General features: G+C 62.6%; 19 protein-coding genes. 12 read left to right on the top strand and 7 right to left on the bottom strand.

Annotation, left to right across the window (positions count from 1 at the left end):
• Nucleotides 1–23: 23 nt before the first annotated feature.
• From AC07Y2_RS22525 to AC07Y2_RS22510, 4 genes are all read right to left on the bottom strand, one after another.
• Nucleotides 24–725: a hypothetical protein gene (locus tag AC07Y2_RS22525; RefSeq protein WP_146040493.1), complete on the bottom strand. Its 702-nt coding sequence runs from the start codon at nucleotides 723–725 to the stop codon at nucleotides 24–26.
• A 165-nt stretch (nucleotides 726–890) separates the two neighbouring features.
• Nucleotides 891–1,940: an alkene reductase gene (locus AC07Y2_RS22520; protein ID WP_085666804.1), complete on the bottom strand. Its 1,050-nt coding sequence runs from the start codon at nucleotides 1,938–1,940 to the stop codon at nucleotides 891–893.
• Between the two features lie 32 nt (nucleotides 1,941–1,972).
• A complete protein-coding gene (locus AC07Y2_RS22515) occupies nucleotides 1,973–3,136 on the bottom strand; it encodes an MFS transporter (protein WP_011332833.1) in 1,164 nt (387 codons plus the stop codon).
• 33 nt (nucleotides 3,137–3,169) lie between these two features.
• On the bottom strand, nucleotides 3,170–3,472 hold the full coding sequence (locus tag AC07Y2_RS22510; RefSeq protein WP_007957866.1) for an ArsR/SmtB family transcription factor: 303 nt from the start codon (nucleotides 3,470–3,472) through the stop codon (nucleotides 3,170–3,172).
• 171 nt (nucleotides 3,473–3,643) lie between these two features.
• Between AC07Y2_RS22510 and AC07Y2_RS22505 the strand changes: the two genes are divergently transcribed.
• On the top strand, nucleotides 3,644–4,216 hold the full coding sequence (locus tag AC07Y2_RS22505; protein ID WP_103386913.1) for an acyl carrier protein phosphodiesterase: 573 nt from the start codon (nucleotides 3,644–3,646) through the stop codon (nucleotides 4,214–4,216).
• A gap of 14 nt (nucleotides 4,217–4,230) precedes the next feature.
• Here the strand turns inward: AC07Y2_RS22505 and AC07Y2_RS22500 are convergent, their stop codons facing one another.
• The gene (locus tag AC07Y2_RS22500; protein ID WP_103386914.1) at nucleotides 4,231–5,025 is read right to left on the bottom strand and encodes a lysophospholipid acyltransferase family protein; all 795 of its coding nucleotides are present in this window, start codon (nucleotides 5,023–5,025) and stop codon (nucleotides 4,231–4,233) included.
• Complete coding sequence (gene olsB, locus AC07Y2_RS22495) at nucleotides 5,025–5,780, bottom strand: L-ornithine N(alpha)-acyltransferase (RefSeq protein ID WP_103386915.1); 756 nt, start codon at nucleotides 5,778–5,780, stop codon at nucleotides 5,025–5,027. Before olsB ends, AC07Y2_RS22500 begins: the two co-directional genes overlap by 1 nt.
• A gap of 153 nt (nucleotides 5,781–5,933) precedes the next feature.
• Between olsB and AC07Y2_RS22490 the strand changes: the two genes are divergently transcribed.
• The 9 genes from AC07Y2_RS22490 to AC07Y2_RS22450 all read left to right on the top strand — a co-directional run bounded on the left by AC07Y2_RS22490 (nucleotide 5,934) and on the right by AC07Y2_RS22450 (nucleotide 15,073).
• Nucleotides 5,934–6,839, top strand: coding sequence for an acyl-CoA dehydrogenase middle domain-containing protein (locus tag AC07Y2_RS22490; RefSeq protein WP_103386916.1), 906 nt, complete (start codon nucleotides 5,934–5,936; stop codon nucleotides 6,837–6,839).
• A 31-nt stretch (nucleotides 6,840–6,870) separates the two neighbouring features.
• Nucleotides 6,871–7,950: a serine hydrolase domain-containing protein gene (locus AC07Y2_RS22485; protein ID WP_103386917.1), complete on the top strand. Its 1,080-nt coding sequence runs from the start codon at nucleotides 6,871–6,873 to the stop codon at nucleotides 7,948–7,950.
• Nucleotides 7,947–8,249 carry an amidase gene (locus AC07Y2_RS22480; protein ID WP_103386918.1) on the top strand — a complete coding sequence of 101 codons (303 nt, stop codon included), beginning with the start codon at nucleotides 7,947–7,949 and terminating at the stop codon, nucleotides 8,247–8,249. The genes AC07Y2_RS22485 and AC07Y2_RS22480 overlap by 4 nt, the downstream gene beginning before the upstream one ends.
• Before the next feature lie 143 nt (nucleotides 8,250–8,392).
• The gene (locus AC07Y2_RS22475) at nucleotides 8,393–9,568 is read left to right on the top strand and encodes a M20 aminoacylase family protein (protein ID WP_103386919.1); all 1,176 of its coding nucleotides are present in this window, start codon (nucleotides 8,393–8,395) and stop codon (nucleotides 9,566–9,568) included.
• Nucleotides 9,569–9,647: 79 nt separating this feature from the next.
• Complete coding sequence (locus tag AC07Y2_RS22470; RefSeq protein WP_103386920.1) at nucleotides 9,648–10,958, top strand: citrate-proton symporter; 1,311 nt, start codon at nucleotides 9,648–9,650, stop codon at nucleotides 10,956–10,958.
• A complete protein-coding gene (locus AC07Y2_RS22465; protein ID WP_103386921.1) occupies nucleotides 10,955–12,412 on the top strand; it encodes an amidase in 1,458 nt (485 codons plus the stop codon). The genes AC07Y2_RS22470 and AC07Y2_RS22465 overlap by 4 nt, the downstream gene beginning before the upstream one ends.
• Nucleotides 12,413–12,471: 59 nt before the next feature.
• Nucleotides 12,472–13,242, top strand: a complete 771-nt coding sequence (locus AC07Y2_RS22460; RefSeq protein ID WP_085683240.1) for an IclR family transcriptional regulator — start codon at nucleotides 12,472–12,474, stop codon at nucleotides 13,240–13,242.
• A gap of 81 nt (nucleotides 13,243–13,323) precedes the next feature.
• Nucleotides 13,324–13,914: a YceI family protein gene (locus AC07Y2_RS22455; RefSeq protein ID WP_103386922.1), complete on the top strand. Its 591-nt coding sequence runs from the start codon at nucleotides 13,324–13,326 to the stop codon at nucleotides 13,912–13,914.
• A gap of 1 nt (nucleotide 13,915) precedes the next feature.
• Nucleotides 13,916–15,073, top strand: a complete 1,158-nt coding sequence (locus tag AC07Y2_RS22450) for a phospholipase D-like domain-containing protein (RefSeq protein ID WP_103386923.1) — start codon at nucleotides 13,916–13,918, stop codon at nucleotides 15,071–15,073.
• A 179-nt stretch (nucleotides 15,074–15,252) separates the two neighbouring features.
• Here the strand turns inward: AC07Y2_RS22450 and bglX are convergent, their stop codons facing one another.
• On the bottom strand, nucleotides 15,253–17,544 hold the full coding sequence (gene bglX / locus AC07Y2_RS22445; RefSeq protein ID WP_103386924.1) for a beta-glucosidase BglX: 2,292 nt from the start codon (nucleotides 17,542–17,544) through the stop codon (nucleotides 15,253–15,255).
• 260 nt (nucleotides 17,545–17,804) lie between these two features.
• On the opposite strand from bglX, the gene AC07Y2_RS22440 reads away from it, so the two are divergent.
• Both AC07Y2_RS22440 and AC07Y2_RS22435 read left to right on the top strand, forming a co-directional pair.
• On the top strand, nucleotides 17,805–18,413 hold the full coding sequence (locus tag AC07Y2_RS22440; protein ID WP_103386925.1) for a LemA family protein: 609 nt from the start codon (nucleotides 17,805–17,807) through the stop codon (nucleotides 18,411–18,413).
• A 13-nt stretch (nucleotides 18,414–18,426) separates the two neighbouring features.
• The coding region (locus AC07Y2_RS22435; protein ID WP_103386926.1) for a TPM domain-containing protein at nucleotides 18,427–19,119 on the top strand (693 nt) is incomplete at its 3' end.

Genomic DNA, 19,119 nt, shown 5'->3' with positions numbered 1-19,119 from the left:
ATTGGTTATATGGGCGGTCGTGCTTAACCTAAGTTGATCGCTATGGCATAGCTATAAGGACGAGCGGACTGGTGCCGGGTTATATGAGATTTGACGGTGAGTGGTTCTTTACCAATAGAACGAACGTTATGTTCGCGGTTGGGGATTATTTTCGTGTCAAAGGCGAACGGTTCATAGGGGGCCGTTAACTTTACTGAGGTTGTGAAATCAAAGGCTTGCTTTTCACCGGAGTAAGTAAACGCATGTCCGACGGGAGTTGATCTTCGCCGTTTCGCCCCACCAGAAAGCGCTGGAGGCGTACTGCGTAGTATGAACTGCATGTATTGCCAAGGGTGGATGACCAGATCCTCTCCTTCGAGTCCACTGGTATCCCAGCTGCATTGAGTGAGTGAAAATGTTTCCGAAGTTCCATTGTAAATATTGATTAGAATACTGTTATTGCCTTCGTGTTTAATCGTATTCCAGGTTTTTTCTTCCTGTTGTTGAGCTTTTTTGATAACGGTTTGAAATTCCTTTTCAAGTTCTAAGTGAGTAGTAGTCTTGGTGTGTTCGTCGTCGGTGATGTTGGAAAGCACAGTGCCTAATATACTGGCGGCGACTGGGCTGGTCAAGTAAGTTGAGCTTGACAGAATGGAGGTTAGAGTAGTGTTTTCGAATATTTTCATTTGAGTGTCTTCATGATTGTTTTCGTCTTTTGAAGCGGTACTGTTTGTTGTGTCATTCATGACGGTTTCTCTTTTTGTTTAGTTGGAGCTTGCGAAAATAACAGTGCCAAGATCGATGTGCATGCGATCTATGTAATGGTTTGTTTCGCAAGTAGTCGCCCCCTGATAAACAAAAAAGCCCCGGCTCTTTCGAGTCCGGGGCTTTTGAATTGCAAAGCGTAGTGATTACAACGTTGGATAGTCGATGTAGCCGACCGGGCCCTTGCCGTAGAACAGTTCTGGACGCGGTTCGTTCAGCGGAGCATCGGCCTTCAAACGAGCCGGCAGGTCAGGGTTGGCAATGAACGGGATGCCGAATGCCACGGCGTCCGCCTTGCCCTCGGCCAGCCACGCGTTGGCGCTGTCCTTGGTGAAGCGCTCGTTGGCAATGTAGGCGCCGCCGAAGGCTTCCTTCAGTTGTGGGCCGAGGCTGTCGGCGCCTTCTTTCTCGCGGGAGCAGATGAAGGCGATGCCACGCTTGCCCAGTTCACGCGCCACGTAGGTGAAGGTTTCGGCCAGGTTGTCGTCGCCCATGTCATGGGAGTCGGCACGCGGTGCCAGGTGTACGCCGACACGACCGGCGCCCCAGACTTCGATCGCCGCGTCGGTCACTTCCAGTAGCAGGCGGGCACGGTTTTCCAGGGAGCCGCCGTAGTTGTCGGTGCGCTGGTTGGTGCTGCTTTGCAGGAACTGGTCGAGCAGGTAGCCGTTGGCGCCGTGGATTTCCACGCCGTCGAAACCGGCGGCCTTGGCGTTTTCTGCACCGACGCGGTAGGCGTCGACGATGTCGGCGATTTCAGCGTTTTCCAGTGCGCGCGGGGTTGGATAGTCGGCCAGCGGGCGAACCAGGCTGACGTGGCCTTTAGGCTGGATGGCGCTCGGTGCAACCGGCGTTTCGCCGTTCAGGTACGACGGGTGGGAGATCCGGCCGACGTGCCACAGTTGCAGGACGATCTTGCCGCCGGCGGCGTGAACGGCCTTGGTCACGTTGGTCCAGCCGCGTACCTGGTCATTGGACCAGATGCCCGGGGTGTCCGGATAGCCGACGCCCATTGGGGTCACCGAGGTGGCTTCGCTGAGGATCAGGCCGGCCGAGGCGCGTTGTACGTAATACTCGGCCATCAGCGCGTTCGGTACGCGGCCTTCGTCGGCGCGGCAGCGGGTCAGCGGCGCCATGATGATGCGGTTGGACAGCTCGAGGTCGCCCAGTTTGATCGGATCGAAAATTGTTGCCATGAGATACAACCCTCGTGAGGTAAGTGAGTGAATCAGTTAGCGGTGGCCAGCTCGGGATTGCCGTTCTGGCGGAATGTGATCAGGGTCACCAGCAGCGCGAGAACCGCCAGCGCAGCAGCGGCGAGAGGCACGCTGGTCAGGCCGTAGCCGTGGGCGATGACGCTGCCGCCGACCCAGGCGCCGAGGGCGTTGCCGACGTTGAAGGCGCCGATGTTCAGGGTCGACACCAGGTTCGGTGCCGCCTGGCCGTAGGTCACGACGTTTACTTGCAGGGCCGGCACGGCGGCGAAACACGCGGTAGCCCAGAGGAACAGGGTGATTTCGGTGGGGATCAGGGCGATGCTGGTCCAGGTCAGGACGGTGGAGGTCACGGCCATGGCGATGAACACGCCGATCAGCGTCGCGGCGAGGCCCTTGTCGGCCAGTTTGCCGCCGATGATGTTGCCGACGGTCAGGCCCAGGCCGATGAGCATCAGGGTCCAGGTCACGCCACGGGGCGAGACGCCGGTGACATCGCCCAGCAATGGAGCGACGTAAGTGAACAGGGTGAATACCGAGGCGGCGAACAGCGCGGTCATGCTCAGCGACAGCCAGATGCCGGCGCCCTTGAGGGCGGCCAGTTCGGCGCGCATGTCGAGTTTTTCTTCGTCACGCTTGGCCGGCAGGAAGCGGATCAGGCCGATCAGCGCGATCACCCCGATCACGGTCACTGCCCAGAAGGTCGAGCGCCAGCCGGCTTCCTGACCGAGGGCGGTGCCCAGCGGTACACCCAGCACGTTGGCCAGGGTCAGGCCGGTGAACATCAGGGCCACGGCCGAGGCGCGTTTGTTCGGCGCCACCAGGTTGGCCGCGACCACCGAACCGATGCCGAAGAACGCACCGTGGCAGAGGGCGGTGACCACTCGGGCGAACATCAGCACGTTGTAATCAGTGGCGATGGCGCAGAGCAGGTTGCCGATAATGAAGATGCCCATCAGCGTAACCAGTGCAGCCTTGCGCGGCAGTTTTGCAGTGGCCATTGCCATGAACGGCGCACCAATCGCCACGCCCAGGGCGTAGCCGGTCACCAGCCAGCCGGCACCGGGAATCGACACGCCGAGGTCAGCCGCCACATTGGGCAGCAGGCCCATGATGACGAACTCGGTGGTGCCGATGGCGAAGGCGCTCAAGGCGAGTATGAGTAGCGAGAGGGGCATCGTTTAATCCTTTTGGCTGGCTGACGTTAAGGGTCAGAGCTCTTTGCTGAGGGTGCTGAGGAACGCCTGGATCACGTCCTCGTTGCGTTTGAAAAAGTGCCACTGGCCGGCCTTCTGGCTGCTGATCAGCCCGGCCCGTTGCAGGGTGGCCAGGTGGGCGGAAACGGTCGATTGCGATAAGCCGCAGCGTTGATCGATCTGCCCGGCGCAGATGCCGTACTCGTGGTTGTGGATCTGTTCCGGAAACTGGGCTTTCGGGTCTTTCAGCCAGTTGAGGATGTCTCGCCGTACTGGGTGTGCCAGGGCTTTTATTATTTCGTCGAGGTCAATGTTCATGGCTGGGTGCTCGTGATGTGTGTAGCGCTATATCGCGATGAGGCGAACTTTATATCGGTACTTCGCGATACACCAATATGAATTTGATCTGATGACCGCATAAATCGGTATATCGGGTTATAACGATATGTGAGGTGTAAACAATTGCGGGCGCGGTGCTAAGCTGCGCCCATGAACTATCTCGCACATTTACACCTCGGTGGCCAGCGCCCCGGTCAACTGCTCGGCAGTCTGTATGGCGATTTCGTCAAAGGGCGGCTGCAAGGGCAGTTCGAGCCGGAGATCGAAGCGGCGATTGCCCTGCATCGACAGATCGACGTGTTCACTGATCGTCATCCATTGGTGGACGCTTCACTGGCGCGGTTTTCCACGACTCGCCGCCGTTACGCGGGCATCGTTCTCGACGTGTTTTTCGACCATTGCCTGGCCCGGGACTGGACGCAGTACGCCGACCGGCCGCTGGGCCAATTCACCACCGACGTTTACCGCGTGCTGTCGAACGAGCGGCAATTGCCCGACCGCCTGGCGAAGATCGCCCCGCACATGGTGGCCAATGATTGGTTGGGCTCGTATCAGGAGTTCGAAGTGCTGGAGCAGGTGTTGCGTGGAATCTCCCGGCGCCTGACCCGACCCGAAGAGCTGGCGGGGGCGATGGAGGAGTTGCGGCGGTTGTATGAACCGTTGAGCGAGGACTTTCGTTTGTTCTACCCACAGCTGCAGGACTTTGCCGGCCGGCAGCTGTAGATAGATGTCGCCGATCAGGCCGCTATCAGATCGCGGGCATGTTGTGCTTCGACCGGTTTGAGCACATCACCGAACAAGGCTTTCTGCACCGCCTGCTGCGCCTCGAACGCGAGTGCCGCGCGTTCCCGGCCCTGACAGGCAATCGGCTTGAGCAGATGAATCTCGACATCGCCGCAGTCGTTGCTGAACAGGCGCATCAGGTGCGACAGCAGATCATCGTCACCAATGAACGGCGCCAGCGAATCGATCTTGCCGTCGCGCAGGTAACGGATCGCCACCGGTTGCAGTTTCACCTCGGAATCAATCGCCGCCGACAGCAGGCGACCATGAAAGGTGCGCAGCGAACGGCCATCGGTGGTGGTGCCTTCCGGGAACATCAGCAGCGGATGAGCGGTTTGCAGGTGACGGGTCATCTGCTTGCGGATCAGTTGGCTGTCGCCCGAACCGCGACGGATGAACAGGCTGCCGGCCTTCGCTGCCAGCCAACCGGCCACCGGCCAGGTGCGCACTTCGGCCTTGGACAGAAACGACAGCGGCGTGAGCATGCCGAGCAGCGGAATGTCGGTCCACGACACATGGTTGCTGACCCACAGCATCGGCTGCTTCGGCAGCTCACCATGCACGGTCACGCGAAAGGGCAGGGCATTGCTCAAACGCGCCATGAAAAACCGCGACCAGCGCTGCCGACGCTCCATCGAATGGGCCAGCCCCAGACGTTCGAATAATCCGAAGACACTGGCCATGCTCAACCCCAGTGTCACCACCAGCAGCACTCGCGCGATCCGCGCGTACACCCGCAGCCGGCTCATTACACGGCCGCCTTGAAGTGCTTGGCGTAGCGCGGGCAGAGTTCGTCGCGCTTGAGCAGGATGAACACGTCGGCGACCTGGAAGTCTTCGTCCCAGCACGGCTCGCCGCAGATCTTCGCACCCAGGCGCATGTAGGCCTTGAGCAGCGGCGGCATTTCGGCGATCACGTTCGACGGAATGTCGAGGCTTGGCAGCGGATTCTTCGGTTCGGCGCGCAGGTGTTCGGTGCACAGATAACGCTCGCGCAGGCGCTGCATGATCGCGTGGGCCTGCACGCCGCCGTCCTGCATCGGGATGCTCGCGCAGCCCATCAGGTAGCTGTAGCCGCCCTGATTCAGCACTTCGGCCAGTTCGCCCCACAGCACGGCGATGGTGCCGCCGTTGCGGTAGGCCGGGTCGACGCAGGTGCGACCGATTTCCAGGATCGGGCCTTGCAGATGCGCGAGGCCGTGCAGGCTGAATTCTTCTTCGCTGTAGAACTTGCCCAGGCTGCTGGCGGCGGTGTGATCGAGCAAACGGGTGGTCGCCACCAGGCGGCCGGTGTTCAGGTCACGCACGCCGATGTGGCTGCAGTGAACATCATAGTCATCCATGTCCAGACCCAGCTCCGCGCCGTTCAGCTTGGCGTTGAACTCGCCGCTGAACACGTTGAAGCGCAAGGCCTGGGCTTGCTGCAAGGCCTCGGCGCCGATCAGGCGTTCGGCTTGCAGGCGGCGTTCATTGCCGGTGTCGCTGATGCGGGCGATCTGAGTCATGTGAATCTCCGTACGGGCCTTGAAACCGTCATGGGTTGCAGCCGATCGACTTTCTTTATGCAGCCGTGTTGTGCAAAGTCAGGCTATGTAGCCCCGGTGTCATCGCCATGAATGTTTGGTGATGCTTATATGACAGCCCACGAGGAGCCTCTGATGACCTGGTCGACCCTGCTGGAATGCCGCGAACGCCTGCCCGCCGTTGCCGATCTGGCGGAGGGCTTCGCCACGTTGCTGCAGCAATTGGGCAGCGTGACGCCGTTCGAACTGGCGGTGGCGGGAGGGCGGCGGATGGCGACGCCGGGGCTGGCGTTTCTGGTGGGTTATCAGGCGGCGTTGCGCATGCTTTGGCCGAGTGCGCCGCCGAGCCTCGGCGCGTTGTGTGCGACCGAGCAGCGCAGCCTGCGCCCGGCGGACATGAAGACCCGGCTCACGGATCTGCGCCTCACCGGGCAAAAGGATTTCGTCACCGCCGGCGATGCGGCGGACTGGCTGCTGATCGCCGCGCGCAGTGAGCAACCGGGCGAATCACCGCGCCTGAGCCTGGCGGTGGTGTACCCCGGCGAACCCGGCGTGCGGGTGGAAAAACTCCCGGCGCTGCCGTTGATGCCGGACATCAGCCATGGTCGTCTGCATCTCGACGATGCGTTGTGCGAGTTGCTCGCCGGGGACGGTTGGGATGCTTACGTCAAACCGTTCCGCACCCTTGAAGACGGTTACGTGTTGAGTGCAATGACCGCGTGGTTGTACGGCGTCGGTCAGGACAGCGGCTGGCCGCAGCCGCTGCAATTGCGCTTGCTGGCGCTGTTGGCCGGATGTGCGGAAGTCAGTCGGCAGCCGCCGAACAATCCGGCGGGGCATTTGTTGCTCGGCGGTTTGTTTGCGCAATTCGACGGGCTCAAACCTGAAGTCGATCAGGCACTGCGTGACGGCAATCCCGAGTGGGCGACGATGTGGCAGCGCGATCAATCGGTCATGCAACTGGCGGCAGGCGCGCGGGCCAAGCGTCTGGCCAAGGCGTTGGCGGCAAACCAAAACACATCTGTCATGAACGCCGGCTAGTCTTCTCAGGTTCATCCCCAGAGCCCTCACCATGTTCAAAGGCCTGTCCCTGTTTCTGCTGCTGATCAGCTTCACGGTTCAGGCCGAACAATGGCCGGGCGAGCAATGGCCGACCGGCGCGAAACTCACCGGCCCAGCCGTCGAGGCACTGGAGGCCTATGCCTTCCCGACCCGCGATGACAACACCCGCAAAGGCATCCGCACCGATGCCTTGCTGGTGATCCGCGACGGCCAGCTCATCTACGAACGCTACGCCGCCGCGACCACCGCCGACACCCCGCACCTGACCTGGTCGATCAGCAAAAGCCTGATGGCCACGGTGTTCGGCGTAGCGTACGGCGAAGGCCTGTTCAAGCTCGATGACCCGGCGGCGACGTTTTACCCGGCGCTGGAAAAACACCCGGCCATCACGATCAAGGATCTGCTGCACTGGTCCTCCGGCATCGACTGGCAGGAAGACTACGAATACGCCCCGCTGAAATCCTCGGTGGTGGCGATGCTCTACACCCGTGGCCACCGCGACATGGCCGCCTTCACCGCCGATCACGACAGCTACGCGCCAGCGGGCCAGGCGTTCCGTTATTCCAGCGGCGACAGCAATCTGTTGGCCGCAGCCCTGAAGACCATCGTCGGCCCACAGCGTTATCCCGACTATCCGTGGACAGCGCTTTTCGATCCCTTGGGCATCCGCCATGCCACGTGGGAAACCGACGCCACCGGCACCTTCGTCGCCTCTTCCTACGCTTATATGACCGCCCGGGATCTGGCGCGAATCGGCCTGTTGATGGAACGGGACGGGCGCTGGAACGACCGGCAGTTGTTGCCCAAGGATTGGGTCGCCTTCAACCGCCAACCCTTCGCCAGCTACAAGGCCCATCAGGACGAAGCCGTGCCCGGCGGCCAGTGGTGGCTCAATCGCCCGGCGGATGGCGCGCCTTCGCCATGGCTCGACGCACCGCCCGACACCTTCGCCGCCCTCGGCCACTGGGGCCAGACGCTGTACGTGATCCCGAGCGAAAAACTGGTGATCGTGCGCTACGCCGATGACCGCGACGGCAGCTATCGCCACAACGAATTGCTCAAGCGCCTGCTCGGGGCGGTGCGGCCATGAAACTGTTCAGACGCATCCTGCTGGGGCTGCTGGTCGTGCTGCTGGGCTGGGGCTGGCACGAGCGCGAAAACCTGTGGGCCTTCCCGGACATCATCAGCGCCTACACCGCCAAGGAATATTGCTCGTGCCGCTACGTGATGAACAACGACGCCGAGTATTGCCGGGGCTACGTGAAGCAATGGCTGCCAAGCGAACTGACCGATGACCGCACACAAAAGATCGTCACCGCCAGCGGCCTGGGACGCAGCAACAGCGCCCAATGGCAAGGCGAACGCCAGGGCTGTCGCCTGCAACCCTGATCCGGTTCCACCCTGTGGAACCACATTCGATTGTCCTCTCGCGTGTCTCGCGGTTATCTGGCGGTGAGCACGACCTGCCGTTCACGTGTCGTGAAACAACACCGAACAACAAGACCGGGAACACCCGCGCGAGGAGAACCGTCATGCCCCGACATCAGCACATTCTGGCCTGGCTCAACGATGTGGCCAGCGACCTGCACGCCACCCGCCAGGACATTCACGCCCACCCTGAACTCGGTTTCGAAGAAAGCCGCACCTCGGCGCTGGTCGCCCGGTCGCTCGAAGACTGGGGTTATGAAGTCCACACCGGCGTCGGCAAGACCGGCGTGGTCGGCGTGCTGCGCAACGGCAGCAGCACGCGCAAACTCGGGCTGCGGGCCGACATGGATGCGCTGCCGATCATCGAGAACACCGGCGTCGCCTACAGCAGCCGTCATCAAGGCTGCATGCACGCCTGCGGCCACGACGGGCATACCGCGATGCTGCTCGGCGCGGCGCGTTATCTGGCCGCGACCCGTCAGTTCGACGGCACCCTGACGCTGATTTTCCAGCCCGCCGAAGAAGGCCAGGGCGGGGCCGAAGCGATGCTCGCCGATGGCCTGCTCGAACGCTTCCCGTGCGATGCGCTGTTCGGCATGCACAACATGCCGGGTTTGCCGGCAGGGCATCTGGGCTTTCGTGAAGGGCCGATGATGGCTTCGCAGGATCTGCTCACGGCCACCATCGAAGGCGTTGGCGGTCACGGCTCGATGCCGCATCTGGCGGTGGATCCGCTGGTCGCCGCAGCCAGTGTGGTGATGGCGTTGCAAACCGTGGTCGCGCGCAACATCGATGCGCAGCAGGCGGCGGTGGTGACGGTCGGCGCATTGCAGGCCGGCGAGGCGGCCAACGTGATCCCGCAACAGGCGATCCTGCGCCTGAGCCTGCGTGCGCTGAACGCCGAGGTCCGCGAACAGACCCTGAACCGCGTGTGCTCGATCATCGAAGCCCAGGCCGAAAGCTTCGGCTGCACCTCGACCATCGAACACCGCCCGGCCTATCCGGTGTTGGTCAACCACATCGCTGAAACCGAGTTCGCCCGTCAGGTCGGCGTCGAACTGGTCGGCACCGACGCCGTCGATGGCAACACACCCAAGCTGATGGGCAGCGAAGACTTCGCCTGGATGCTCCAGCGCTGCCCCGGCGCCTACCTGTTCATCGGCAACGGCGTGGCGCGGCCGATGGTGCATAACCCGGCCTACGACTTCAACGACGACATTCTGCTGACCGGCGCGGCGTATTGGGGCGCGCTCACCGAGAGCTGGCTCAAGCCGGCCTGATTTCTTCACTTTTTGCTGCCGCTGGAACGCAGGTGCGCACGTGCCTGCGTGGTCAACCCACAGCTTCTGGAGAATCCCCATGCAGACTTCGAACGCAGGCGTTTCGCGCACCCGGCAAGTGGTCGCCGCCGTCATCGGCAACGCCCTGGAATGGTACGACTTCATCGTTTATGGCTTTCTGGCGAGCATCATCGCCCGGCAGTTTTTCCCGTCCGACGACGACTACGCTTCGCTGCTGATGGCGCTGGCGACCTTCGGCGTCGGCTTTTTCATGCGCCCGGTGGGCGGCATCCTGCTCGGCATCTATTCCGACCGCAAAGGGCGCAAGGCGGCGATGCAGATGATCATCCGCCTGATGACCGTGTCCATCGCCCTGATCGCGTTCGCGCCCAACTACGCCGCCATCGGCATGGGTGCGCCGTTGCTGATCGTGGTGGCGCGGATGCTTCAGGGCTTTGCCACGGGCGGTGAATATGCGAGCGCCACGGCGTTTCTGGTGGAAAGCGCGCCGGCCCATCGCAAGGGGTTGTACGGTTCGTGGCAACTGGTCGGGCAATGCCTGGCGGTGTTCAGCGGCGCGGCAATGGTGGCGCTGGTCACGCATCTGTTTTCCCCCGAAGCGCTGGACAGCTGGGGCTGGCGGATTCCGTTCGTGCTCGGCCTGTTAATCGGCCCGGTGGGCCTGTGGATTCGCAAGCACATGGAAGAACCGGAGGAGTTTCTCGAAGCGCGCAAGAAAGCCAAAGGGGCAGCACCGGGCCTGTGGCAGGTGTTGCGCGAACATCGCCGCAGCCTGCTGGTGTCGATGGGCCTGGCGTGCGGGGCAACGGTGTCGTTCTACGTGGTGCTGGTGAACATGCCGACCTTCGCCCACAAGAACCTCGGCCTGCCGCTGGATCAGGTGTTGCTGGTGCAGATGCTCGCGGTAGCGCTGATGACCGTGGTGATTCCGTTCTCCGGTGCACTGTCGGATCGCCTCGGTCGGCGGCCGGTGCTAATGGCTTTCACTCTGGCGTTTTTCGTCATGGTCTATCCGCTGTATGTGTGGGTCGCGGCGGCGCCGTCGATCGAACGTTTGCTGGTGATGCAACTGCTGCTGTGCACGGCGATTGGCGGGTTCTTCGGCCCGGCCCCGACCGCACTGGCCGAGCAGTTTCCGATTGAGGTGCGCTCCACCGGCGTGTCGGTGGCCTACAACGTGGCGGTGATGGTGTTCGGTGGTTTCGCGCCGCTGATCGTCACCTGGCTGAGTAAAGTTCTGAACACCCCGGTGGCGCCGTCGTTCTATGTCTTGTTCGCTTGCCTGCTGACCCTGCTCGGGACTTACTGTTTGCAGGAGGCACCACGCGCGAAGAAATCCGTTGCGCTCAACCTGGGAGTGAAGCCGTGAGTCCGTTGGCCATTGATCCGATTGTCGCCCTCGACGCCGATGCGCTGTCCCGGGTGATCCATGCCCGCAAGGTGTCGTGCCGCGAGGTGATGCAGGCGTATCTGACGCACATTGATCGCTTCAATCCAGCGGTCAACGCGCTGGTCTCGCTGCGCCAGCAAGACGTGCTGCTGCGCGAGGCCGATGAGTGTGATCGGCAACTGGATCGCGGCGAGTCCCGAGGCTGGATGCACGGCATGCCCCAGGCCATCAAAGACCTGGCGGCCACCGCCGGGTTGCGCACGACTCTCGGCTCGCCGCTGTTCGCCGAGCAAGTGCCGCAGCACGATGCGATCAGTGTGGCGCGGGTGCGCGACTGTGGCGCGATCATCATCGGCAAAAGCAACGTCCCGGAGTTCGGCCTCGGTTCGCAGACCTACAACAGCGTGTTCGGCACCACCACCAACGCCTACGATCCGGGCCTGATCGCCGGCGGCAGCAGCGGCGGGGCAGCGGTGGCACTGGCCCTGCGCCTGCTGCCGGTGGCCGACGGCAGTGACATGATGGGCTCGCTGCGTAACCCGGCGGCGTTCAACAACGTGTTCGGCTTCCGCCCGTCCCAAGGGCGTGTGCCCCATGGGCCGATGCCGGAAGTGTTCGTCCAGCAACTGGCCACCGAAGGGCCGATGGGGCGCACGGTCACCGACGTCGCGCGATTGCTCTCGACCCAGGCCGGCTACGATCCGCGCGTGCCGCTGTCGCTGGCCGATGAACCACGGGACTTCAGCCTGGATCTGCAACAGGACTGCAACGGCCTGCGCCTCGGCTGGCTCGGCGATTACAACGGCTATCTGCCGATGGACGACGGCGTGTTGAGCCTGTGCGAGTCGGCGCTGGCGGATTTCAGTGCGCTGGGCTGTCAGGTCGAGGCCTGCCAGCCGGACTTTTCCATGGAGCGCCTGTGGCAGACCTGGCTCACCCACCGGCATTTTCTGGTGCAGGGCAGCCTCGGCGCGGCGTATGCCGATCCGCAAAAACGGTCATTGCTCAAACCCGAAGCGCAATGGGAAATCGAGGGCGGTCTGCGTCTGACCGCTGCCGAGGTCTATCAGGCGTCGGTCGCGCGCAGCGAGTGGTATCGCGCGTTGAGCGAGTTGTTCGAGCGTTACGATTTCCTGCTGCTGCCCACCGCCCAGGTGTTCCCTTTTGATGCACAGCAAGCGTGGCCGCGAGTCGTCGGCGGGCAGACCATGGACACCTATCACCGCTGGATGGAAGTGGTAATAGGCCCGACGTTGGCGGGGTTGCCGAGCATCAGCGTGCCGGTGGGTTTCAACCCGGCCGGGTTGCCGATGGGCCTGCAAATCATCGGCCCGGCCCAGGCGGATCGGGCGGTGCTGCAACTGGCCTACGCTCATGAACAACTGACCCGCTGGGTCGAACGGCGACCGCCGGCATGCCTGCAATCGGCCTGAGCGGCCCGCATCTTGCTGCACGAAGTGATCTTTCATCCGTATCCATGGAGGTCGAACACATGGGCAGCAAGGCAGACACCGGCAGCGTGCGCTCGGTCGAACGGGCGCTGGCCATCGTCGAGTTGCTTGGCGAGCATCAGGCGTTGGGGCTGGAAGAGTTGCACTACCTGACAACCCTGCCCAAGGCCACGGTGTCGCGGATGCTCGCGACCTTGCAGGAGCAGGGCTGGATCTATCGCGGCCTCAGCGACCGCCGCTACCGGTTGTGCGCCAAACGGCTGTTCGGTGATCGTCAGCAACGTTTCAAACGCCACCTGGTGGAAAGCGCCGCGCCGATGCTGCTGGAGCTCAGCGAGCGCACCGGGCTGGTGGCGGATCTGTCGTGCTTCGACGGCGAACGGGTTGAAGTGATGGAAAGTGCGATCCCGCAGGTGTTGCGCAAGCGCTATCCAACCAACTGCCAGATCGTCGGCCATCACGCCAGCCTGTTTCATTCGGCGATGGGCCGCGCCTGCCTTGGCGAGCTCGACAGCCAGGACGTAAAGCGCTTGGCCGAACGCGAACAGTTGGCGGATGACGGAGTGTTGCAGGCCACCGAACAAGCCTTGCATCAGGGCTTCGGCCAGCGCACCGAAGGTTACTGGGAATACCCGGTGCGCCTGCCGTTCCTGATTCGCGCGGTGGCGTTGCCGATTCGTGCGCAAGGGCGGCTGGTCGGCAGTATGGCGCTGCACTGGCCAATGGATCAGGCGCCGGTGGAACGGGTGCTGAGCCTGCACCTCAACAGCCTCGCGTCGACTATCGGCGAGGTGCAGCAGGCATTGGCCTGAGTGTTTGCACAGACTGACAGTTTGCAATAACGCCAAGGCCAGTTAAGGTTCGTGCACGTTTATCGGCCCCACGAGTTTTCAATGTTCAACCGTTCTCTGTGCAACGCCTTCGCCGGCCTGCTGCTGGGCGCCGCTGTGCTGCCGGCCCAGGCCAATTGGTATCTGGACGGCGAGTCGTCGCGGCTGTCGTTCGTCAGCACGAAAAACGCCAATATTTCTGAAGTGCAGCGCTTTCTGGTGCTGCACGGCAAGGTCGATCCCGACGGGCGCGCCGTGGTCGAGGTCGAGCTGGACTCGATCAACAGCGGCATCCCGCTGCGCGACGAGCGTATGCGCAAGGAGTTGTTCCAGATCGAACAATTCCCCGAAGCGACCATCACCACCCAGATCGACCTGCGCCCGATCAACGATCTGGCCCCCGGCGCGCAGCTTGAATTGCGCCTGCCGCTGACCGTCAACCTGCACGGCAAACAGCATGAATACCCCGCCGAGCTGCTCGCCACGCGCCTCGATGACCGACGCTTTCAGGTGGTGACCCTGGAGCCGCTGGTGATCAGCGCCGAGGATTTCGATCTGCTGCCGGGCCTGGAAAGCCTGCGCAACATGGCCGGCCTGTCGGCCATCAGTCTGTCGGTGCCGGTGGGTGCGGTGCTGATCTTCACGGCGCGCTGACATGCGCGGCGCGGTGTTTCCGTGGCGTAATGGCAACCGCTTCGAGCTGTTGATCGACGGCCCGCAATTCTTCCCGCGCATGCTCGACGAGATTGCCCGCGCCCGCGAGCAGGTCGAACTGGAGCTGTATCTGGTGGAGGCCGGTGCCTGTGCCGAAACCATCGTGCAGGCGCTGGTACTGGCGGCGGAGCGGGGCGTGCGGGTGCGTTGCCTGTTCGATGATTACGGCAGCCTCGCCTTCACTCTCACGCTGCGCCGGCGGCTGACCGGGGCCGGGGTCGAGCTGCGTTTTTACAATCGGCTGAACTGGCGGCGCTGGGTCGGCAATTTCTATCGCGATCATCGCAAGCTGTTGCTGGTCGACCAGCGTCTGGCGGTGGTCGGCGGCACCGGGGTCACCGACGAGTTCTGGACGCCGGGCCACGACACCAGCGAATGGCACGAGGTCATGGTGGAAATCACCGGCCCGCTGGTGCTCGACTGGCAGTTGCTGTTCGACCGCCAATGGATCGCCAACCGCCATCGCCGGGCCTGGAGGCCCAACGCGCATTTCGGCCTGCCACGGCTGCCGCGCGTGCCGGACACGGGCGAGGGCATGGGCCGCGTGGCCTACGCCGACGCCCGCCAGCATCGCGACATTCTGCAATCGCTGTTCCGCGCGCTGAACAGCGGCCAGCAGCGGATCTGGCTGGCCACGCCGTACTTCCTGCCCACCTGGAAGATCCGCCGTTCCCTGCGCAAGGCCGCCGCCCGTGGCCTCGACGTGCGCCTGCTGCTGACCGGGCCGCGCACCGATCACCCGTCGGTGCGTTATGCCGGGCATCGCTACTACCCGCGCCTGCTCAAGGCCGGGGTGAAAATCTACGAGTACCAGCCGTGTTTCCTGCACCTGAAAATGGTGCTGGTGGACGATTGGGTCAGCATCGGCTCGTGCAATTTCGATCACTGGAATCTGCGCTTCAATCTTGAGGCGAATCTGGAAGCGCTGGACCCGTCACTGACGGCAGCGGTGGCGGCGAGTTTCGAGAAGGACTTCGGCCTGAGTCAGCAGGTGAGCCTGGAGGAATGGCGGAAACGGCCACTGTGGCGGCGGGTGAAGCAGCGGATCTGGGGCTGGGTGGATCGGGTGGTGGTCAACTTGCTCGACAGACGCGGCTAAGCGCAATTGATCGTTCCCACGCAGAGCGTTGATCGTTCCCACGTCGAGGCGTCGAACCGTCCGCGTGGGAATGCAGCCCGGGACGCTCCGCGTCCCAAAGCGGACGCAGAGCGTCCATTGAGGCATTCCCACGCGGAGCGTGGGAACGATCGGTTACAGGTTTTGCAGCGCTTGGCTAATTACAGCAGTTCAAAGCTCTGCTGCGTCACGTCCTGGGAATCCAGGCCGATCTGCACGTTGAACTTGCCAGGCTCGGCCGCGTACTTGAGCTGGGCGTTGTAGAACTTCAGGTCATCTTCGGTGATGGTGAAGTGCACGACTTTCTGCTCGCCGGCCTTGAGCATGATTTTCTGGAAGTTCTTCAGCTCCTTGACCGGACGGATCATCGACCCGGTGACGTCCTGGATATACAGCTGCACCACGGTTTCGCCGTCACGCTTGCCGGTGTTCTTGACCATGACACTGGCGTCGAGCTTGCCGGTGGCGTTCAGGGTGGTCGAGGACAGCGCCATGTCGCTGAGGCTGAAGTTGGTGTAGCTCAGGCCATAACCGAACGGGAACAGGGGCCCGGTGGTGTCATCGAAATACTGCGAGGTGTAGTTGCCCGGTTTGCCCGGCGTGAACGGCCGGCCAATGCTCAGGTGGTTGTAGTAGGTCGGGATCTGGCCCACGGAACGCGGGAAGGTCACCGGCAGTTTGCCCGACGGGTTGTAGTCGCCGAACAGCACGTCGGCGATGGCGTTGCCGCCCTCGGTGCCGCTGAACCAGGTTTCCAGAATCGCGTCGGCCTGTTCCTTCTCCTCGAGGATGGTCAGCGGACGGCCGTTCATCAGCACCAGCACCAACGGCTTGCCGGTGGCTTTCAGGGCACGGATCAGCTCGCGCTGGTTTTCCGGGATGTTCAGGTCGGTGCGGCTCGACGATTCGTGGGACATGCCGCGGGACTCGCCCACGGCCGCGACCACCACGTCAGCATTCTTGGCGGCTTTCACCGCCTCGTCGATCAACACGTTGGCCGGGCGTGGGTCATCGACCACTTCCGGGGCGTCGAAGTTGAGGAAGTTCAGGTAGTCGAGCACCTTCTTGTCGCTGGTGATGTTGGCGCCACGGGCGTAGATCAGGTTCGCCTTGTCGCCGATCACATTGCTCATGCCGTCGAACAGGGTCACCGATTGCGCCGGACGACCGGCGGCGGCCCAACTGCCCATCATGTCGATCGGGGCCTTGGCCAGCGGGCCGACCAGCGCAACTTTGGCGGTTTTCTTCAGCGGCAGGGTTTCGTTCTGGTTTTTCAGCAGCACCAGGCTGCGACGCGCCACTTCACGGGCGTCGGCGCGGTGCAGGCGACTTTCGGCGTAGGTGTCGGCCGGATCGTCTTCAGCCTTGCCGATGCGCAGGTACGGATCCTTGAACAGGCCCATGTCGTACTTGGCGGCGAGCACTTCACGCACCGCGTTGTCGATGTCTTTCTGTTCGATCTCGCCGGACTTGAGCAGCCCCGGCAGCTCTTTGCCGTACAGGGTGTCGTTCATGCTCATGTCGATGCCGGCCTTTATCGCCAGCTTCGCCGCTTCACGACCGTCGCGGGCCACGCCGTGCTTGATCAGCTCGAAGATCGCGCCGTGGTCGCTGACCGCCAGGCCCTTGAAGCCCCAGTCCTTGCGCAGCAAGTCGTTCATCAGCCAGGTGTTGGCGGTGGCCGGGATGCCGTTGATCGAGTTCAACGCCACCATCACGCCGCCGGCGCCAGCGTCGATGGCTGCGCGGTACGGTGGCAGATAGTCCTGGTACATCTTCACCGGGCTCATGTCGACGGTGTTGTAGTCGCGACCGCCCTCGACCGCGCCGTACAGGGCGAAGTGCTTGACGCTGGCCATGATGCTGTCGGCCGCGCTCGGGGTCTCGCCCTGATAGGCCTTGACCATGACTTTGGCGATGCGTGAGGTCAGGTAGGTGTCTTCACCGAAACCTTCGGAGCTGCGGCCCCAGCGCGGGTCGCGGGAGATGTCGACCATTGGCGCGAAGGTGATGTCGAGGCTGTCGGCGGCGGCTTCCTTGGCGGCAACGCGCCCGGACTGGCCGATGGCGTCCATGTCCCAGCTCGACGCCAGGGCCAGCGGAATCGGGAAAATCGTACGGTGACCGTGGATCACGTCGTACGCGAAAAACATCGGAATCTTCAGCCGGCTGCGCATGGCAGCATCCTGCATCGGACGGTTTTCCGGGCGGGTGATCGAGTTGAAGGTGCCGCCGATGTTGCCGGCGGCGATCTCTTTGCGGATCAGCTCGCGGGGCATTTCCGGGCCGATGCTGATCAGGCGCAACTGGCCGATTTTCTCGTCGAGGGTCATCTGTTTCATCAGATTACTGATGAACGCATCCTTGTTTTCCAGGGGGACCGGGGTCGTGGCGGCCAGTACTTGATGACTGGCCAGGCTGACGAACAGGCCCAGCAAACACAGCTTCTTCATGAATAGTTTTCTCAAGGGCCTAAACGGCGTTACAACACCGGCCAGCCAAAATGTAGGGAGCGACTATTGTTGTTCGGGTGCTGATTCAGAAAACGACAGCCGAATGTACGTCGAACGTTTCGGCGACGTGATCGCGCAGGGCCTCTTTTTAGCCCATCGGCCCGCCGCGATCCAGTGGCGGGGGCGATTATGCCCCAACCGTCGGCTGAGAATGTTTCGCGATTCATTATTCATGAAATGTGCAAGGGAGCACCCGTCCGATGAATGTCAGTCCTGTCTACCGCTCGCGTTTGCAGGTCGCCACCCTGCTGGTGCTGGCCACGTTGTTGACCGCCTGCGGCATCAACAACATCCCCACCCTCGACGAACAGGCCAAGGCTGCCTGGGGCCAGGTGCAGAACCAGTACCAGCGGCGCGCCGACCTGATCCCCAATCTGGTGGAAACCGTGAAGGGCTATGCCAAACACGAGGAAGCAACCCTGGCCGCCGTGATCGAGGCCCGGGCCAAGGCGACGTCGATCCAGGTCGATGCCAGCACTCTCGACAATCCGGAAAAACTCAAGCAGTTCCAGCAGGCCCAGGATCAGCTGACCGGTGCCTTGAGCCGGTTGATGGTGGTGTCCGAACGCTATCCGGACCTGAAAGCCAACCAGAACTTCCTCGCCCTGCAATCGCAACTTGAGGGCACGGAAAACCGCATCGCCGTGGCGCGTCGGGATTTCATTCTGGCAGTGCAGAAGTACAACACCGAGATCCGCACCTTTCCCGGTCGTCTGTGGCACAGCGTGATGTACAGCAATTTGCCGATACGCGAGACCTTCGAAGCCACCAGCCCCGGCGCGGACAAGGCCCCGGAAGTGAAGTTCTGAGCCGGGGATGCCCATGCGTGTGTTGAAGATGGGCCTGGTGCTGATGCTGTGGCTGTTTGCCGTCAGCGCCCGGGCCGAGTTGACCTTTCCGGCGCTGACCGGGCGGGTGGTGGACGAGGCGCAGATGATCGAGCCGTCAGTGCGCGCGCAACTGAGCCAGCAGTTGCAAGCCCACGAGCAGGCGACCGGCGAGCAACTGGTGGTGGTGACGTTGCCGAACCTGCAAGGCGCCACCATCGAGGATTACGGCGTAGAACTCGGGCGGCACTGGGGCATCGGCCAGAAGGACAAGAACAACGGTGCCCTGTTGATCGTCGCCCGGGACGAGCGCAAATTGCGCATCGAAGTCGGCTACGGGCTGGAGGACCGGCTGACCGACGCCCAGAGCTCGGTGATCATCCATCAGGTGATCACGCCGTCGTTCAAGGCCGGCAATTTCAGCAAGGGCATCAGCGACGGTGTGGCGGCGATGCTGGTGGTGCTCGGCGGCAATCCGCTGGACGAGCCGTCCACGGTGTATGAATCGGCCGGCGATCCTGCGGATGATTTTGTCTCGCGGCACCCGGCATTGTTCGTATTTCTGGTGATGTTGTTCATCCTGACTGTTTTTGTCTGCCAGATGCTCGGTATCCTTCCCGCCGGCCGGGGCGGCTCCGGAGGAGGGGGCGGCTTCGGTGGCGGTGGTTTTGGCGGCGGCGGTGGAGGC

It is taken from the genome of Pseudomonas sp. GW456-12-1-14-TSB6 (assembly GCF_059424205.1).
This window is presented reverse-complemented; position numbering and strand designations above follow the sequence as displayed.

Excerpts from the sequence above, each read along its gene's own strand:
- AC07Y2_RS22525 (WP_146040493.1), bottom strand. The coding sequence starts at position 725 with ATGAATGACACAACAAACAGTACCGCTTCAAAAGACGAAAACAATCAT.
- AC07Y2_RS22520 (WP_085666804.1), bottom strand. The coding sequence starts at position 1,940 with ATGGCAACAATTTTCGATCCGATCAAACTGGGCGACCTCGAGCTGTCC.
- AC07Y2_RS22515 (WP_011332833.1), bottom strand. The coding sequence starts at position 3,136 with ATGCCCCTCTCGCTACTCATACTCGCCTTGAGCGCCTTCGCCATCGGC.
- AC07Y2_RS22510 (WP_007957866.1), bottom strand. The coding sequence starts at position 3,472 with ATGAACATTGACCTCGACGAAATAATAAAAGCCCTGGCACACCCAGTA.
- AC07Y2_RS22505 (WP_103386913.1), top strand. The coding sequence starts at position 3,644 with ATGAACTATCTCGCACATTTACACCTCGGTGGCCAGCGCCCCGGTCAA.
- AC07Y2_RS22500 (WP_103386914.1), bottom strand. The coding sequence starts at position 5,025 with ATGAGCCGGCTGCGGGTGTACGCGCGGATCGCGCGAGTGCTGCTGGTG.
- olsB (WP_103386915.1), bottom strand. The coding sequence starts at position 5,780 with ATGACTCAGATCGCCCGCATCAGCGACACCGGCAATGAACGCCGCCTG.
- AC07Y2_RS22490 (WP_103386916.1), top strand. The coding sequence starts at position 5,934 with ATGACCTGGTCGACCCTGCTGGAATGCCGCGAACGCCTGCCCGCCGTT.
- AC07Y2_RS22485 (WP_103386917.1), top strand. The coding sequence starts at position 6,871 with ATGTTCAAAGGCCTGTCCCTGTTTCTGCTGCTGATCAGCTTCACGGTT.
- AC07Y2_RS22480 (WP_103386918.1), top strand. The coding sequence starts at position 7,947 with ATGAAACTGTTCAGACGCATCCTGCTGGGGCTGCTGGTCGTGCTGCTG.
- AC07Y2_RS22475 (WP_103386919.1), top strand. The coding sequence starts at position 8,393 with ATGCCCCGACATCAGCACATTCTGGCCTGGCTCAACGATGTGGCCAGC.
- AC07Y2_RS22470 (WP_103386920.1), top strand. The coding sequence starts at position 9,648 with ATGCAGACTTCGAACGCAGGCGTTTCGCGCACCCGGCAAGTGGTCGCC.
- AC07Y2_RS22460 (WP_085683240.1), top strand. The coding sequence starts at position 12,472 with ATGGGCAGCAAGGCAGACACCGGCAGCGTGCGCTCGGTCGAACGGGCG.
- AC07Y2_RS22455 (WP_103386922.1), top strand. The coding sequence starts at position 13,324 with ATGTTCAACCGTTCTCTGTGCAACGCCTTCGCCGGCCTGCTGCTGGGC.
- AC07Y2_RS22450 (WP_103386923.1), top strand. The coding sequence starts at position 13,916 with ATGCGCGGCGCGGTGTTTCCGTGGCGTAATGGCAACCGCTTCGAGCTG.
- bglX (WP_103386924.1), bottom strand. The coding sequence starts at position 17,544 with ATGAAGAAGCTGTGTTTGCTGGGCCTGTTCGTCAGCCTGGCCAGTCAT.
- AC07Y2_RS22440 (WP_103386925.1), top strand. The coding sequence starts at position 17,805 with ATGAATGTCAGTCCTGTCTACCGCTCGCGTTTGCAGGTCGCCACCCTG.